The organism is Klebsiella sp. C349492 (genome assembly GCF_042055345.1).
GTDB classification, from domain to species: domain Bacteria; phylum Pseudomonadota; class Gammaproteobacteria; order Enterobacterales; family Enterobacteriaceae; genus Klebsiella; species Klebsiella scottii.
Genome location: NZ_JANQCE010000002.1, coordinates 447,577 through 463,557 on the forward strand (window position 1 = coordinate 447,577; position 15,981 = coordinate 463,557).

A 15,981-nucleotide genomic window follows, 5' to 3' on the forward strand; every position below is an offset into this window, starting at 1 on the left:
CAATGGTGGATACCTTGACGACGAAAGCGCGACCCGCTTCCCCGGCCATTCCCGCCCGGCAGGGCTACTGGCGCGGCGTATTCCGCCGCCTGCTGCGCGATCCCGGCGGCGTGGCGGTCGGGTCAATTATTCTGCTGCTGCTTATTCTGGCGCTGTTTGGCCCGTGGCTGATAATGAAAGACCCTTACCAGACGTCGATGTTTCTGCGCCTGAAGCCGATTGGCACCGACGGCTTTCCGCTGGGCTCCGACGAGCTGGGCCGGGATATGCTGTCGCGGCTGATTCTCGGCACCCGGCTGTCGCTGTTTATGGGAATTGTCCCGGTGGTCTTCGCCTTTTTCATCGGCGGAGCGATCGGCATCGTCGCCGGCTACGCGGGCGGTAAAACCAACACCATCATCATGCGCACCATCGACGTGTTTTACGCCTTTCCCTCCGTCCTGCTGGCGATTGCGCTCTCCGGCGCGCTGGGGGCGGGCATTGGCAACGCGCTGCTGTCGTTAACGCTGGTTTTCGTCCCGCAGGTGGCGCGCATCGCCGAAAGCGTCACCGCCCAGGTGCGGCACATGGACTATATCGACGCCGCCCGGGCAACCGGGGCCAGCGCTTTGACGATTATCCGGGTTCAGGTGTTAGGCAACGTGCTGGGACCGATCTTCGTCTTCTCAACCGGTTTAATTTCGGTCTGCATGATCCTCGCCTCCGGGCTCTCGTTCCTTGGGCTGGGCGTGCGTCCGCCTGAGCCGGAGTGGGGATTGATGCTCAACACGCTGCGCACGGCGATTTATACCCAGCCGTGGGTGGCGGCCCTGCCGGGATTGATGATTTTTATCACCTCCATTTCGTTCAATATCCTCGCGGACCGCCTGCGCGCGGCGATGGCGATCAAGGAGTAAACGATGCAACCTTTTGTCAATATTGACCTCGGCGGCCCGGCCCAGCCGCTGCTGCAGGTCAACAATCTGTTGAAATACTTTCGCGCCGGCGGCGGGAAGGGACATGAAGTGGTGCAGGCGGTGGATGACGTCAGCTTTACGGTGGTCAAAGGCGAAACGCTGGGCGTCGTCGGAGAGTCGGGCTGCGGGAAATCAACCACCGCGCGGCTGCTAATGCAGCTCCTGAACCAGGATCGCGGAGAGCTGGTTTTCGACGGACTTGAGGTGGGATCATCCCGCCTGCCGATGAAAGAGTACCGTCGCCAGGTGCAGATGGTGTTTCAGGATAGCTACGCCTCGCTCAACCCGCGGATGACTATGGAGGAGAGCATTGCCTTCGGCCAGCGCGTGCACGGGGTCAGCGCGAAGGAGGCCAGCGAGTACGCGCGCTATCTGCTGGCGCACGTTGGCCTTGAGCCGGGGCGCTTTGCCCACCGCTATCCGCACGAGCTTTCCGGCGGCCAGCGCCAGCGGGTGAATATTGCCCGCGCGCTGGCGATGAAGCCGCGGCTGGTGATCCTCGACGAAGCGGTCTCGGCGCTGGATAAATCGGTGGAGGCGCAGGTGCTGCAGCTGTTGCAGGAGCTGAAGCGCACGCTGGAGCTGACCTACGTATTTATCAGCCACGATCTGCACGTGGTGCGCTGGCTGTCGGATCGGATCCTGGTGATGTATCTCGGCGAGGTGGTGGAAATCGGGCCAGCGGAGCAGCTGTTTACCGCCTCGGCCCATCCCTATACCCGGGCGCTGCTGAGTTCGATGCCGTCAATGGACCCGAAAAATCGCACCCTGACCTCGCCGCTCAGCGGCGATCCGCCCAGCCCGATTTCACCGCCAGCGGGCTGCCGCTTCCATACCCGCTGCCCGCACGCCAGAACGGTCTGCGCCGAGGTGAAACCCGCCCTCGAAAGCGTGGGGGAGGGGCATCAAAGCGCCTGCCTGATGGCGCAGCCGGCGTCGCCCTGGCATCACGCTATCGCCGTACGGGAGGTACGCCATGTCGCATGAAGCCTTTGTCCATATCCGCGATCTGCGGGTTGAATTCCGCCGCGATGGTCAGACGATCAATGCGGTAAACGGCGTCTCTTTTGATGTGCAAAAGGGCGAGGTGCTGGCGCTGATTGGCGAGTCCGGCTCCGGAAAAAGCGTGACCCTCAGAGCGCTGATGCGCCTGCATCCTCCCAAAAGCAGCGTCCTTTCCGGAACCCTGCGGGTGGATGGCGAAGCGGTGCTGGAGATGAGCGCTTCCCGGCTGCGGCGCTATCGCGGCGCGCGCTGCGCAATGATATTTCAGGAGCCGCTGCTGGCCTTCGATCCGGTGTATACCGTCGGCCAGCAGATCGTCGAAGGCCTGCGCCGCCATGAAGGGCTTTCGCGCCCGGCGGCAAGGGAGCGGGCGCTGGAGGCGCTGCGTCAGGTGCGCATTCCGAGCCCCGAGCGGCGGCTGGATGCCTATCCGCACGAGATGTCCGGCGGGATGCGCCAGCGGGCGATGATCGCCCTCGCGCTGTCGTGCAACCCGCAGCTGCTGCTGGCGGATGAACCGACCACCGCCCTCGACGCGACGGTGCAGATCCAGATCCTGATCCTGCTGCGCGAGCAGCAAAAGGAGCGCGGGCTGTCGATTATCTTTGTTACCCACGACATCGGCGCCGCGGTGGAAATTGCCGACCGCGTGGCGGTGATGTACGCCGGGCGCATCGTCGAAGAGGCGTCGATGGAGGATATTCTCTACCGTCCGCGCCACCCTTATACCCAGGTTCTGCTGGGCAGCCGCCCGAAAGAGGGGCTTAAAAAAGGCGATGCGCTGCGCTGCATCCCCGGCTCGCCGCCGGACTTAGCGCGCCTGCCGGCGGGCTGCGCGTTTGCCGACCGCTGCCCCCATGCGAGGGCGGTCTGCGGGCAAAGCCAGCCGGCGACGGAGCAGGTTGGTCAGCGTCACGTGGTGAGCTGCCATCGCTGGCGGGAGCTGGCCGCCAGCGTCGAGAACCAGGCGCAGTACGCCTGAAGCAATAAGGAGACAAGCATGCAGGATGATATTCGCGCGTTTATGCCCTATCCGGCGCACCCGGTTCCGCACGCGCACAGCGGGCCGCTGAGCGGCATGACCTTTGCGGTAAAAGATCTGTTCGACGTGGCGGGCTACCCGACCGGCGGCGGTAATCCGCATCTGCTGGCGCTCTCCGGGATTAAAAGCCGCACCGCGCCGGTCGTGCAGACGCTGCTGGATAGCGGCGCGCGGTTTATGGGCAAAACCCACACCAGCGAGCTGGCCTATTCGATGAGCGGCCACAACGTTCATTACGGCACCCCGTGCAACGGCGCGGCGCCGAATCATATTCCCGGCGGCTCCTCCTCGGGCTCGGCCTCGGCGGTCTCCAGTGCGGCCTGCGATTTTGCCCTCGGCACCGACACCGGCGGTTCGGTACGCACGCCGGCGAGCTACTGCGGGCTGTTCGGCCTGCGGCCAACCCACGGGGGGATCTCCCTCGACGGCTGCCAGCCGCTGTGCGCCACGATGGACACCTGCGGCTTCTTTGCCCGTTCGGCGGAGGTCTTTAGCGTCGTCGCCGGATGCCTGCTCGGCGGCGAGCGCCCGGCGGTCGATGACGTCAGGCTGGCCTGCCACGAGGCGCTGTTTTCACGCCTGCCGCTGCGCAGCCAGCAGGCGCTGCTGCCGGTACGCCAGCGCCTGAGCCGCGCTTTTGGCGAAATAGCCTCGCTTAGCGCGCCGCTGCCGGACGTCGACGATATCTATCTCGCCTTCCGCCAGATTCAGGGTTATGAAGCCTGGCAGGCGCAGGGAGAGACGATTGAGCGCTACGGGCTGCAGCTGGGGCCGGACGTGCGCGAGCGGTTCCTGTGGGGGAAAGCGGTGACGGCGGCGCAGTTCGACAGCGCCTGCCAGCAGCGGGCCCGCTTCAGCGCCTGGTGGGATCGGCAGCTGGGCGAGGCCATCTTAGTGCTGCCGACGGTGCCTGACGGCGCGCCGCTGCTGACGGCGCAGGCCGATGAAATTGAGGCGGTGCGCCGCCTGTCGCACGATCTGTTGCTGATTTCCGTTATGACCCGGCGCCCGCAGGTGACGCTGCCGGTCGCCCTGGTGGGCGGCCTGCCGCTGGGTATTTCATTCCTGGGGCCGCGCGGCAGCGATCGTCTGCTGGTGGAGCTGGCCGCCGCTTTTGTGCAAGGAGAAGACAATGAGCAGTGATGTCCTTTTTACCCCGGTCGCCGGGGTTGACGCCGATCGGGTCAACGGCGAACGGCTGTGGGATTCGTTAATGGCGCTGGCGGAGATTGGCGCGACGCCGAAAGGCGGCTGCTGTCGTCTGACCTTAACCGATCTCGACAGGCAGGGGCGGGATCTGGTGATCGGCTGGGCGAAAGAGGCCGGGCTGAGCGTCACCGTTGATAAAATCGGCAACGTTTTTATGCGCCGGGAAGGGCGCAACCCTCAGCTGCCGCCGATCGTTTCCGGCAGCCATATCGATACCCAGCCCACTGGCGGCAAGTTTGACGGCAACTACGGCGTGCTGGCGGCGCTGGAGGTGGTGCGCACGCTGAACGACCTCGATATCGAAACCGAAGCGCCGATTGAGGTGGTGTTCTGGACCAACGAGGAGGGCTCGCGCTTTGTACCGGTGATGATGGGCTCCGGGGTCTTTGCCGGCGTGTTTGCGCTGGAAGATATCTATGCCGTGCAGGATGCGGAAGGGAAAACGGTGGGCGAAGAGCTGGCGCGAATTGGCTATATCGGCAGCCAGACGCCGGGGGATCGGCCGGTCGGCGCCTATTTTGAAGCGCATATTGAGCAGGGACCGATCCTCGAAGCCGAAGAGAAGGTGATTGGCGTGGTGCAGGGCGTGCTGGGCATTCGCTGGTACGACTGCGTGGTCAGCGGCCAGGAGTCTCACGCCGGGCCGACGCCGATGCGCCTGCGAAAAGACGCCCTGCAGGTGGCAACCCACATTATGCAGGAGGTGGTGGCGATCGCCGGGCGCAGCGAAGAGGGGCGCGGGACCGTTGGCCGGGTGCAGGTGTATCCGAACAGCCGCAACGTGGTGCCGGGCGAAGTGACCTTCTCTATTGATATGCGCAATCTCAGCGACGAGCTGGTGGATGAGATGGACCGCCAGCTGCGGGAGTTTATCGCCAAAGTCGAACAGGAGAGCGGCCTCGCGGTGGCGCTGAAAGAGGTCAGCCACTATCCGGCCGCGCCGTTCAATCCGGATTGTCAGGCCGCGATTGCCGCAGCGGCGCAGCGGCTGGGCTATCCGGCCCGGGCGATCGTCTCCGGCGCCGGGCATGATGCGGTGTACATGAGCTATCTGGCGCCAACCGGCATGATTTTTATCCCCTGCAAGGACGGCATCAGCCATAACGAAATCGAGTACGCCTCGCCGGAACACGTCACCGCCGGCGCTAACGTGCTGCTGCAGGTGATGCTGCAATACGCCCGGGCGGTATAGTCCTGCGCAACGGTAGCCCTTAGCCGGGCTACCCCATCTGCTCCAGCTGGCCGCACAGCACCTCAACCCCCTGTTCGATGGCGTCGGGGTTGATGGCATGGAACCCCATACGAAAGAAGTTATCCGGCGGAGCGTCGCTGAGAAAATGGCGCGCGCCGGGCTCAATCAGCACTCCCGCATGGGCGGCGCGCCAGGTGAGCTGCTGGGTATTGATATGTTCCGGCGTCGCCAGCCAAAAGGCGTTGGCGTACTCGCTGCCGGGTATGATCCGGCAGTCCGGGAGATGGTTCTGCAGGGCGCTATTGAGCCGATCCCAGCGCTGGGCCGAATCGTAATGGTAGCGCCGCAGGTGCGTTTCATAGTGCCCCTGGGCGAGGAAGTGCGCCATCTGATACTGAATATTGGTGGGCGGATGGCGATAGATCAGGCGCCGCAGCGCCCGCGCCTCGTCGATAAGATCCGGGTCGGCCACCATAAAGCCCAGGCGCAGCCCCGGCGACAGCGCTTTTGACAGGCTGCTGACGTACACCACGCGCCCGCTACGATCGCTGGCCTTCAGCGCCGGCAGCGGGTTGAGCATAAAGTTACTCTCCGAATCGTAATCATCCTCAACGATCACCGCGTCATGGCTCGCGGCGTACTCCAGCAGCTGGCTGCGCCGGGCCTTACTCATCGCCACGCCGGTGGGGACCTGGTGGCCGGGAGTCACGTAGTAGTAATCGCAGGGGGCGTCGTTGAGCACAATCCCTTCGTCATCCACCGGATGCGGCACGATGTCGGCATCCGCCAGCAGGAAAGTATTAATCGCTTCGCGAAAGCAGGGATTCTCCACGCCGACCCGGGTCGCGGAGGACATCAGCAGACGGGTGAGCAGGTACAGCGCGTTCTGCGAACCGAGGGTTATCAGGATTTCATCCGCAGCGGCCACAATTCCGCGCTTCGGCAGTACCCGGGTGCGGATTTGCTCAATCAGCATCGGCACGTCCTGGTCAACGTGATCGACAACCCATGCCGGATCGCGCACGCCGCCGTGCAGCCAGTTGGCCGCCGAGCGCCAGGTCGCCAGCGGGAACTGGCGGGTATCCGGCTGGCCGTAGATAAACGGATAGCGGTAGTTCATCCAGCCGGCGGGTTTGAGGATCGACTCCTGCTGGCTGGGCGTCATCTGCAGCCGGGTGCCCCAGCGTGGTGCAGCGGCCTCGTCTTCCGGTGCACTGTGAACGGCGGCGCCGGCGGTGGGCTGCGGATAATCCGGGTGCAGATAGAACCCGCTGCGCGGCCGGCTGATGAGATAGCCTTCGTTGACCAGGCTTTCAAAAACCAGGGCCGTGGTATTGCGCGAGACCCGCAGCTGGCTGGCCAGCTGGCGGCAGGAGGGGAGCGGGGTATCGGCGGCGAAGATACCGCTCAGAATGGCGTTAATCAGCGTCTCTCGTACCTGTTCCTGCAGCCCGCGATGCGGGTCGAAATCGACGTGTAAAAGGTGACGGATCATGCTCAGCTCCTTACGCAAAAACGGTATCGGGCATGTTGCAAACTCCATACCACCCTGAAAATGACTGACACATCTACGCGGCGAATCTGGCTCTATGGAGAAATTGAAAACGCTCCATACAGTAAGAAACCATCTATCGGTCGTGGACCGGAACGTCCGTCGGCACATATTTTGCAAAACCTTTCCGTGTTCCGGAGTGAACCAGTCTGGCGAATTAATGAGGGGTAGATTGATGAACAAATCATTGGGTTCAGTTTGTCTGGGCGCCGTTATGGCAATGGCCTTTTCTTATCACGCAGCCGCCGCCGATCTTCCGGCAATCGAAAAAGCGGGCACCCTGAAAGTCGCGACCGAAGATGATTACGCGCCTTTTAACTTTATGAATAATGGCCAGGCAGATGGTTTTAACAAAGATATGCTCGATGAATTGCGTAAATATGCGAAATTCAACGTCGACCAGAGCATCCTGCCGTGGACCGGCCTGCTAGCGGCGGTCTCAACCGGCCAGTACGATATGGCCCTCACCGGCGCGGTGATTACCGACGACCGGCTGAAGGTGTTTGACTTCACTCCGCCGTGGGCATCGGCGCAGCACTATTTCGTGAAACGCGCCGGGGATAACTCCCTCGATACCATCGCCGCGCTTAGCGGCAAAAAGGTTGGCCTGCAGGCCGGCAGCGCGCTGCTGGCGCGGCTGCCGGAGCTGAAAGCGATGCTGGAGAAAACCGGCGGCAAGCTCGGGCCGGTGGTGGAGTATCCCTCTTACCCGGAAGCCTACGCGGATCTTGCCAACAAGCGCCTTGATTACGTGATTAACGTGGTGATTTCGGTGAACGACCTGGCGAAGTCTAAGCCCAAGGTTTTTGCCAAAGGGCTGGCGGTTTCCGGTCCGGGCTATATGGCGTGGCCTATTCCTAAAAACTCACCGCAGCTTTTGGCCTATATGACCAAATTTATCAACCATATGCGAGAAACTGGCCGCCTCGCAGAGCTGCAGAAAAAATGGTTTGGTGAAACCTACGACAACCTCCCGACGGAGGCGATAACCAGCCCTGAGCAGTTCCATAAGCTGGCGGGTCTGTAACACGTCGCGGCGGGCAACCGCCGCCTGTTGATGCGAAGGAGGGCCACATGGATGCAATTTCCTGGCAGTTATTGATTGAAGGCGCGTGGACGACCCTCTGGATTTCGGCTATCGCCATCGCCCTCGGGGTGGTGATTGGCCTGCTGATCGCGCTGGTACGGATGCTGCGAATTCCGCTTATCGATCAGCTGCTGGTCGTCTATATCAGCCTTGCCCGCGCCACGCCGCTGGTGACGCTGGTGCTGTTTCTGTTCCTTTCGCTACCGACGGTGGGGATCAATCTCGATAAGAACCTGTCGGCAATCGTGGCGCTGACGCTGAATACCTCGGCATTTAACGCCGAGATCTGGCGCAACGCGTTTCGCACCTTTCCCCGCGAGCAGCGCGAGGCCGCGGAATCCGTCGGCATGCGGCGCTGGACCTACTTCCGCTACATCATGCTGCCGCAAATGTGGATCGAGAGCCTGCCGGCGCTGGTTAACGAAATGTCCTTTCTGATCAAAGGCAGCCCGGCGATTGCGGTGATTGGGGTGGTGGACTTAACCCGCGTCACAAACCGTATCTCCTCGGTGACCTACGAACCTTTATCGCCGATCCTCGCCGCGGGGCTGCTGTATGTGGTCATTATCGGGCTGCTGCTGAAGCTGCAGAGTATGGCGGAACGCAAAGCTAAACGCCTGGCGCGCTAAAACAGGAGATCCTATGAATCAGTGGGCCGTTATCTGGTCGGTGCGCGACAGCTTTATTGCCGGTTTGTTTGCCACCCTTGAACTATTTATCATCGCGGCGCTGGCCGGTTTATTTATCGGGATTATGCTGTGCTATCTCACCGAATATCAGAAGAAGTTCCTTAACCGGCTCATTATCGGCTTCGTCAGCCTGATGCGGGCCATTCCTTTTTTAATTCTCGCGTATCTGCTTTATTACGGACTGCCCGAAATCGGTATCAGCCTGGAGGCCTGGACGGCAGGGCTGGTGGCTCTGATTATTTATCATGGCGCCTATTTCTTTGAAATACTGCGCAGCCAGCGGCGGGTCTTCTCCAGCGGCTATATTGAGGCGGCGGTGGCCCAGGGCTTTTCGCGCTACAAAATATTTATCCGCATTATTCTGCCCAATATCGTTTCATCATCGCTGCCGCTGATGGGCAACCAGCTGATTATTTGCCTGAAAGATACCGCGTTTCTGAGCATTATCACCGTCCAGGAAATTACCGCCGCCGCTAACAGCGTCCAGGCGACCTATTTTATCCCGTTTAACGCGTTTATCGTCGCCATTGCGCTCTACTGGGCGATCGGCATTCTGCTGGAGCTGCTTGTTAAGCGGCTGAGCGCCTGGGGAGCGAAAAGAGGAATGAGCCATGCCTGATTCAACCGCTGTCAGCATTAAAAACGTCTCCAAACAGTTCGATAATATTGAAGTGCTCCGCGACATCAACCTGACGGTTGAAAAAGGCACGGTGGTCAGCATTCTGGGGTCGTCGGGGTCCGGAAAATCGACGCTGCTGCGCTGCATGAACTGGCTGGAGCAGCCGGATCGCGGCGAGATCCATATCGGCGGCCTGCGCCTCGGGGTTGATGAACGCAGCGGCCGGGCCATGTCCCACCGCCAGCTGTCAAAGGTGCGAGAGCGGGTGGGCATGGTATTCCAGAGCTTTAACCTGTGGCCGCACCTGACCGTGCAGCAGAACGTCAGCGAAGCCCTGCTGCACGTGAAGGGAATGAAGCGCGGCGAAGCCAATGAGATGGCCCTGCGTCAGCTGGAGAAAGTCGGCATGGCGCACAAAGCGGACGTCTATCCGATCACCCTGTCAGGCGGGCAGAAGCAGCGGGTGGCGATTGCCCGCTCGCTGGCCATGTCGCCGGAAGTGATTCTCTTCGATGAGCCCACCTCGGCGCTGGACCCTGAGCTGGTCAACGAAGTGCTGGGGGTGATGAAAGCGCTGGCGGCCGAGGGCTACACGATGGTGGTGGTGACCCACGAGATGGACTTTGCTCGTCAGGTATCCGATGAGGTGGTGTTTCTTGAGAAAGGGCTGCTGATTGAGAAAGCGCCGCCGGAGAAGTTCTTCACTAATCCGGACTCCGAGCGGGTACGGCAGTTTTTGCAGAGCAGCCGCTAGCGCTAAAAAGCCCGGTCGGCTGGCCGACCGGGCCTGTTCAATACGCTGTTTTAATCGCGATCGATGGCGAACGGCTGCCAGGCCTGACGTACCGGCATCACCTCCACGCGGTTGATATTCATATGATCCGGCAGGGTGGCGATATAGAACATCTGTCCGGCAATATCCTGCGCGCTCAGCGGCGTGGTGCCGCGATAGAGGTTATCGGATGCCGCCTGGTCACCTTTGGTGCGTACCAGGGTGAATTCGGTCTCGGCGATCCCCGGCGCGAGGTCGGTGACCCGCACCCCGGTCCCCAGCAGGTCGCAGCGCAGGTTGTAGCTGAACTGCTTCACGAACGCTTTGCTCGCGCCGTAGACGTGGCTGCCCGGATAGGGCCACTGGCCGGCGATAGAGCCGATGTTGATAATCGAGGCCCCGGCGCCGTGCTTAATCAGCGTCGGAAGCAGCGCGTGGGTGACGTTGACCAGCCCGGTGACGTTGGTATCGATCATCGTTTTCCAGTCCTGCAGGTCAACCTTTTGCGCCGGCTGCGGCGCCAGCGCCAGCCCGGCGTTGTTAATCAAGGTTTTGATATCGGCGAAGGCCGCCGGCAGCGCGGCCACCGCCGCCTCCACCGCGTCGCTGTCGCGCACGTCGAGCTCGATAATATGCACCGGCACCTTTTGGCTCAGCGCATCCTTCAGCTTCTCCAGCCGCGCCAGACGGCGGCCGCTGAGCACCAGCGACCAGCCCGCCTCGGCAAAAACCTGCGCCGCCGCTTCGCCAAAACCCGAGGTTGCCCCGGTAATAAATACCACGTTGTTGGTCGTCATTTCATTCTCCTGTGTGCCTGGTTCACCCACTATAAAAATCCGCGGCGGGCGCGCACAGGGCCAGTCGTCATGCGGCGATGTGACACCGTGTCACATCGTCTGCCGCGCACTGGCTCTATCCCTTTTTCGGCAATGCGCCCAATGATAGGGACAACAACAACGCCATCAGAGGGGCAAGGTATGAAGCTGGCACTACAAGACGATGTATCGGTAAGCAACGATGACGTACGCCAACTGGATCGCGCTTATGTATTTCACTCATGGTCGATGCAGGGCAATTTGAACCCGCTGGTGATTGCCGGAGCCAAAGGCTGCGAGCTGTGGGATTACGAAGGTAAAACGTACCTTGATTTCAGCAGCCAGCTGGTCAACGTCAATATCGGCTATCAGCATCCTCGGGTGCTGGCGGCGATGAAGGCGCAGCTGGAGGAGCTGGTGACCATCGCGCCGGCTACCGCTAACCTCGCCCGCGGCGAAGCGGCGAAGCGCATCGTTGAGCTGGCGCCGGAAGGCTTTAGCAAGGTGTTCTTCACCAACGCCGGCGCGGACGCCAACGAAAATGCGATCCGCATGGCGCGGCTGTATACCGGGCGCGATAAGGTGCTGTCCGCCTACCGCTCCTATCATGGCAATACCGGCAGCGCGATTGCCGCCACCGGCGACTGGCGTCGGGTGCCGAACGAGTATTCGCGCGGCCACGTTCACTTCTTCAACCCGTACCTCTATCGCAGCGAATTTAATGCCGCCAGCGAAGAGGAGGAGTGCCAGCGCGCGCTGGCGCACCTGCGCAGAATGATCGAGTGCGAAGGCCCTGGCGCTATCGCCGCGATCCTGCTGGAGTCTATTCCGGGCACCGCCGGGATCCTCGTGCCGCCGGATGGCTATATGCAGGGCGTGCGGGCGCTGGCCGACGAGTTTGGCATCGTGCTGATCCTTGATGAAGTGATGGCCGGCTTTGGCCGCACCGGCAGCTGGTTCGCCTTTGAACAGGATGGCGTTGTGCCGGATCTGGTGACCTTCGCCAAAGGGGTTAACGCCGGCTACGTGCCTGCGGGGGGCGTGCTGATTAGCGAGCCGATAGCCCGTCACTTTGACGATCATTTCTTTGCCGGCGGCCTGACCTACTCCGGCCACCCGCTGGCGATGGCGGCCATTGTGGCCACTATCGACGCGATGAAAGAGGAAAAGATCGTCGAAAATGCGGCGACGATTGGCAACGGCGTGCTGCGCCAGGGGCTGGAGGCGCTGGCGCAAAAGCACGCTATCATCGGCGACGTGCGCGGGCGCGGGCTGTTCCAGGCGCTGGAGCTGGTCAGCAGCCGCGCGCAGAAAACGCCGCTGGCCGCCTCCGATATGGCGGCGATTAAGGGCGCATTAACCGAGGCCGGACTGCTGGCCTTCGTGGTGGAAAACCGGATCCACGTGGTACCGCCCTGCACCATCAGCGCCGAGCAGGTCGAAAAAGGGCTGGCTATTTTTGACGCGGTGTTCGCCCGGTTTGCCGATCTGGCGAAGTAGAACACGCGCCGCGGCCGCCTCCCGGATTGGGCATTTACGCCGGGGCGGCCTGCGGATCGACAACCTCAGCTCATCCGATGCTCGCCGTTGACCAGCGCTTCGCGGTTGAAGAAGCGCTGGATCGCCCCTTCCGCCATAAACGCCGCCCGGTCCGACATATGGGCAACCACGTCCGCATCGTGACTGACCAGCAGGTAGGTCATACCGTGTTCCTGCTTCAGCCGGTTCAGCAGGTTGAGGATCTCCGCCTGTACCGACATATCCAACGCCGACGTCGGCTCATCCAGCAGCAGAATCTGCGGGCGCAGCAGCAGCGCGCGGGCAATCGCCACGCGCTGGCGCTGGCCGCCGGAAAGCTGGTGCGGATAGCGGCGCGCGGCATCGGCGGGCAGCCCTACCTGCTCCAGCGCGGTGGTGACCCGCTGCTCAATATCGCTGATGCCGTGAATTTTCAGCGGCTCCGCGAGGGTGCGCCACAGGGTATGGTTTGGATGCAGCGAGGCGTACGGGTCCTGAAACACCATCTGCACGTTGCGCCGCAGCTGGCCCTGAAAGCGAACGCCCGGCGTAATGGCTTTGCCGAACAGCGCGACGTCGCCGCTCCAGTCGCGCTGCAGGCCGCCGAGTACCCGCAAAATGGTGGATTTTCCGCAGCCGGAAGCGCCGATCAGGCTGAAGGTCTCCCCGGCGTCAACGCTAAAGCTGGCGGCAGAAACCGCCGTTTTATCGCCGAAAATAACCTGTAACGCTGCGAGATTAACGACCGTCATGCGCCGCCTCCGTAAAGGATTGATTTCTGTCGAGGGTCGGCAGCATCCGGCCGTAGGTCTGCGCGTCGGGACGGCAGGTCCACAGCGTGCGGGTATACGGGTGGGTGGCCGCAGGCAGGTCGCGCGCCGCCATCTCGTCGACCTGCGCCCCCTGATACATCACCAGCACCCGATGGCAGTGTTCGGCCACCAGCGGCAGGTCGTGGCTGATCAGCAGCATCGCCATCTGCCGCTGCTCGCACTGTTCAACCAGCAGTTCGAGGATCTGGCTGCGCAGGCGGGCGTCGAGGGCCGAGGTTGGCTCATCGGCAATCAGCACCTTCGGGTTGTTGAGCAGCGCCAGGGCAATCATCACCCGCTGGCCCATGCCGCCGGAGAGCTCCCCCGGATAGCGGCCGAGCACCGGTAAATCGAGGCCCACGGCGGCAACGGCGGCTTTTACCGCCTCCAGCCGCTGGCGGCGGTTCAGGCGCTGGTGGAGCGTTAGCGCCTCCTCCAGCTGCGCCTGGATGCTGAGCACCGGGTTTAGCGCATAGCGCGGGTCCTGCAGCACCATAGCCATATCGTTGCCGCGCAGCGCGCGCCAGCCGCGGTTGTTGAGGGTTAGCGCGTCGCGGCCCAGCACGTTGAGCGCGCCGGCGCTGACCACGCCCGGCCTGCGCACCAGCCCCATCAGGGCGCGGGCGGTCATCGATTTCCCGGAACCCGATTCGCCAACCAGCGCCAGGCGCTCGTTGCCGAGCGTAAAGCTTAAATCGTTCACCACCCGGGCGCCGGGGTAATCAATGGAGAGCCCCTGAACGTTGAGTCGGATATCAGTCATGTTGCGGCTCCAGAACGTCGCGCAGGCCGTCGCCCAGCAGGTTAAACGCCAGGCTGGCGATCAGGATCGCCGCCCCGGGCGCGGCGGCAATCCACCATTGGTCGAAAATCACCTGCATTCCATCGGCGATCATCGCCCCCCATTCCGCCATCGGCGGGCGGGCGCCGAGGCCAAGAAAGCCCAGCCCGGCGGCGGCGAGGATAATGCCCGCCAGATCCAGCGCCAGGCGCACGATGGCCGAAGGCAGGCACAGCGGGAGAATATGGCCCATCAGCAGCCGCCAGCCGCGAATGCCCATCATTTCCGCCGCCGCCAGGTAGTCGCTATGGCGCAGGCGCTGAATTTCGCTCCGCGCCTGGCGGGCGTAGGCCGGCCAGGTGGTGAGCGCCAGCGCCAGCGCGCCGTTGACCAGACCCGGGCCGAGCATGGCGACAAAGGCAAAGGCCAGAATCAGCCGCGGCATCGACATCACCACGTCGGTAAAGCGCATCAGTCCGCGTTCCAGCCAGCCGCCGTAGTAGCCGGAGAGAATGCCCACCAGCAGGCCGGCTGGAAGGGTAATCAGGGTGACCAGCGCGACCAGCCCTAGCGCCGGCCGGGCGCCATAGATCAGGCGCGAAAGCAGGTCGCGGCCGTAGCTGTCGGTGCCGAGCCAGTGTTGGGCTCCCGGCCCCTGCAGGCGGGCGGCGGCATCCTGCCAGTTGGGGTCCAGCGGCGCCAGCCACGGCGCGAACAGCGCCACCAGCACCAGCAGCAGAATAATCACCAGCCCGCAGAAGGCGGCGGGGGAGCGGCGCAGGCGGCGCAAAAACAGCCATGTCGGCATCAGCGTACCCTCGGGTCGGTTAACCGCACCAGCAGGTCGGTGAGGTTATTAATCAGGACGAAGCTGGCGCCAATCAGCAGCGTGCCGCCCATGATCGCCGTGGTGTCGCCGGCAAACAGCGCGGTGGTCAGATAGCGCCCAATTCCCGGCCATGAGAAGACGGTTTCGGTGAGCACCGCGCCTTCAAGCATGGCGGTGTAGGCCAGAGCGATCACCGTCAGCAGGGTGCCGCGAATATTGGGCAGCACGTGGCGCAACAGGATCGTCATTTCGCTGGCCCCTTTGGCGCGCGCCAGCAGGATGTACTCTTTGTTCATCTCGCTCAGGCAGGCGGATCGCGTCAGGCGGGTGATGCTGGCCAGCGAGTAGTAGGCCAGCAGCAGCACCGGCAGCAGCAGGTGGCCGACGGCATTTTTAAACGCCTCTTTGTCACCCGACAGCCAGGTGTCAATCAGCGCAAATCCAGTGCGCGGCTCGACGCTGTACTGATAGATATCGTCCAGCCGCCCCGGGCCAGGCGTCCACTGCAGCCTGGCGTAGAACAGCGCCAGCATCAGCAGGCCGAGCCAAAAAATCGGCACCGAGTTGCCGAGCAGGGTAAAGGTGCGTACCGCCAGGTCCCACGGCGAGCCGACGTAGCGGGCGCAGAGCACGCCGGCAATGACGCCAAGCAGGGCGCCAATAATCAGCGCCAGCGTCGCCAGTTCGAGCGTCGCCGGGAAGGTGGAGAGCAGGTCGTGAAGCACCGGCTGACCGGTGGCGCTGGCGGTGCCAAGATCGCCGTGCGCGAGCCGGGTGAGATAGTGCCAGAACTGTACCGGCAGCGGCCGGTCAAGGCCGAGCTGGTGGCGTACCTGATCGTAGGTGGACTGGCTGGCGTGGTCGCCGACGATTTGCAGAACCCGGTCAACCGGCGACAGCGCCGAGAGCGCGAAGGTCACCAGCAGCAGGCCGAGCAGAGTTAGCGCCAGGGTGAGCAGCCCCTGAAATAGCGCGAGCAGAGGGCGCTTTGCGCGCCGCTCCGCTCCGGTGGGTGAAACAGCAGACATGGTTATTCCGTAGGTAAAGAGTGCAGTGTAACCGTTGCGGGTAAAATCCCCGGACCGCGGCGTAACGCCGGTTCC

Annotated in this window: 16 protein-coding genes; 10 read left to right on the plus strand and 6 right to left on the minus strand. The window is 62.7% G+C overall.

All coding sequences use genetic code 11. The annotated features are described in order from the left end of the window. Nucleotides 1-2: 2 nt before the first annotated feature. From NWP14_RS09770 to NWP14_RS09790, 5 genes are read left to right on the plus strand one after another with little or no spacing between them, the layout of a single operon-like run. On the plus strand, nt 3-896 hold the full coding sequence (locus tag NWP14_RS09770) for an ABC transporter permease (RefSeq protein WP_095094819.1): 894 nt from the start codon (nt 3-5) through the stop codon (nt 894-896). A 3-nt stretch (nt 897-899) separates the two neighbouring features. Further along, nucleotides 900-1,943, plus strand: coding sequence for an ABC transporter ATP-binding protein (locus NWP14_RS09775; protein WP_095094821.1), 1,044 nt, complete (start codon nt 900-902; stop codon nt 1,941-1,943). After that, nucleotides 1,933-2,943 (plus strand): ABC transporter ATP-binding protein, encoded by a 1,011-nt coding sequence (locus NWP14_RS09780; RefSeq protein WP_095094823.1) that lies wholly within the window; start codon nt 1,933-1,935, stop codon nt 2,941-2,943. The genes NWP14_RS09775 and NWP14_RS09780 overlap by 11 nt, the downstream gene beginning before the upstream one ends. An 18-nt stretch (nt 2,944-2,961) precedes the next feature. Then, nucleotides 2,962-4,146 (plus strand): amidase, encoded by a 1,185-nt coding sequence (locus NWP14_RS09785; RefSeq protein ID WP_375215256.1) that lies wholly within the window; start codon nt 2,962-2,964, stop codon nt 4,144-4,146. Next, nucleotides 4,136-5,404 (plus strand): Zn-dependent hydrolase, encoded by a 1,269-nt coding sequence (locus NWP14_RS09790; protein WP_375215257.1) that lies wholly within the window; start codon nt 4,136-4,138, stop codon nt 5,402-5,404. Before NWP14_RS09785 ends, NWP14_RS09790 begins: the two co-directional genes overlap by 11 nt. A 28-nt stretch (nt 5,405-5,432) precedes the next feature. Here NWP14_RS09790 and NWP14_RS09795 read toward each other — a convergent pair whose 3' ends face one another. Then, nucleotides 5,433-6,899: a PLP-dependent aminotransferase family protein gene (locus tag NWP14_RS09795; protein WP_375215258.1), complete on the minus strand. Its 1,467-nt coding sequence runs from the start codon at nt 6,897-6,899 to the stop codon at nt 5,433-5,435. Between the two features lie 232 nt (nt 6,900-7,131). Here NWP14_RS09795 and NWP14_RS09800 point away from each other — a divergent pair, with 232 nt between their 5' ends. Genes NWP14_RS09800 through NWP14_RS09815 form a run of 4 tightly spaced genes read left to right on the plus strand, consistent with a single transcriptional unit; the run spans nt 7,132 to nt 10,105 of the window. Further along, nucleotides 7,132-7,983: a transporter substrate-binding domain-containing protein gene (locus NWP14_RS09800; RefSeq protein WP_095094831.1), complete on the plus strand. Its 852-nt coding sequence runs from the start codon at nt 7,132-7,134 to the stop codon at nt 7,981-7,983. Between the two features lie 47 nt (nt 7,984-8,030). Continuing rightward, complete coding sequence (locus NWP14_RS09805) at nt 8,031-8,672, plus strand: amino acid ABC transporter permease (protein WP_095094833.1); 642 nt, start codon at nt 8,031-8,033, stop codon at nt 8,670-8,672. 13 nt (nt 8,673-8,685) lie between these two features. Then, nucleotides 8,686-9,351, plus strand: coding sequence for an amino acid ABC transporter permease (locus NWP14_RS09810; RefSeq protein WP_375215259.1), 666 nt, complete (start codon nt 8,686-8,688; stop codon nt 9,349-9,351). Beyond that, nucleotides 9,344-10,105 carry an amino acid ABC transporter ATP-binding protein gene (locus NWP14_RS09815; protein WP_095094837.1) on the plus strand — a complete coding sequence of 254 codons (762 nt, stop codon included), beginning with the start codon at nt 9,344-9,346 and terminating at the stop codon, nt 10,103-10,105. The genes NWP14_RS09810 and NWP14_RS09815 overlap by 8 nt, the downstream gene beginning before the upstream one ends. Before the next feature lie 50 nt (nt 10,106-10,155). On the opposite strand, the gene NWP14_RS09820 is transcribed toward NWP14_RS09815, so the two are convergent. After that, a complete protein-coding gene (locus NWP14_RS09820) occupies nt 10,156-10,920 on the minus strand; it encodes an SDR family NAD(P)-dependent oxidoreductase (RefSeq protein ID WP_375215260.1) in 765 nt (254 codons plus the stop codon). A 180-nt stretch (nt 10,921-11,100) separates the two neighbouring features. Between NWP14_RS09820 and NWP14_RS09825 the strand changes: the two genes are divergently transcribed. Beyond that, nucleotides 11,101-12,438, plus strand: coding sequence for an aspartate aminotransferase family protein (locus NWP14_RS09825; protein WP_095094841.1), 1,338 nt, complete (start codon nt 11,101-11,103; stop codon nt 12,436-12,438). A gap of 65 nt (nt 12,439-12,503) precedes the next feature. Here NWP14_RS09825 and NWP14_RS09830 read toward each other — a convergent pair whose 3' ends face one another. The 4 genes from NWP14_RS09830 to NWP14_RS09845 are packed head-to-tail and all read right to left on the minus strand — an operon-like array spanning nt 12,504 to nt 15,906. After that, on the minus strand, nt 12,504-13,208 hold the full coding sequence (locus tag NWP14_RS09830; protein ID WP_375215261.1) for an ABC transporter ATP-binding protein: 705 nt from the start codon (nt 13,206-13,208) through the stop codon (nt 12,504-12,506). Further along, nucleotides 13,195-14,031 (minus strand): ABC transporter ATP-binding protein, encoded by an 837-nt coding sequence (locus NWP14_RS09835; protein WP_331850589.1) that lies wholly within the window; start codon nt 14,029-14,031, stop codon nt 13,195-13,197. The genes NWP14_RS09830 and NWP14_RS09835 overlap by 14 nt, the downstream gene beginning before the upstream one ends. After that, a complete protein-coding gene (locus NWP14_RS09840; protein ID WP_095094847.1) occupies nt 14,024-14,857 on the minus strand; it encodes an ABC transporter permease in 834 nt (277 codons plus the stop codon). The genes NWP14_RS09835 and NWP14_RS09840 overlap by 8 nt, the downstream gene beginning before the upstream one ends. Continuing rightward, nucleotides 14,857-15,906, minus strand: coding sequence for an ABC transporter permease (locus NWP14_RS09845; protein ID WP_223261743.1), 1,050 nt, complete (start codon nt 15,904-15,906; stop codon nt 14,857-14,859). Before NWP14_RS09845 ends, NWP14_RS09840 begins: the two co-directional genes overlap by 1 nt. Between the last annotated feature and the right edge of the window lie 75 nt (nt 15,907-15,981).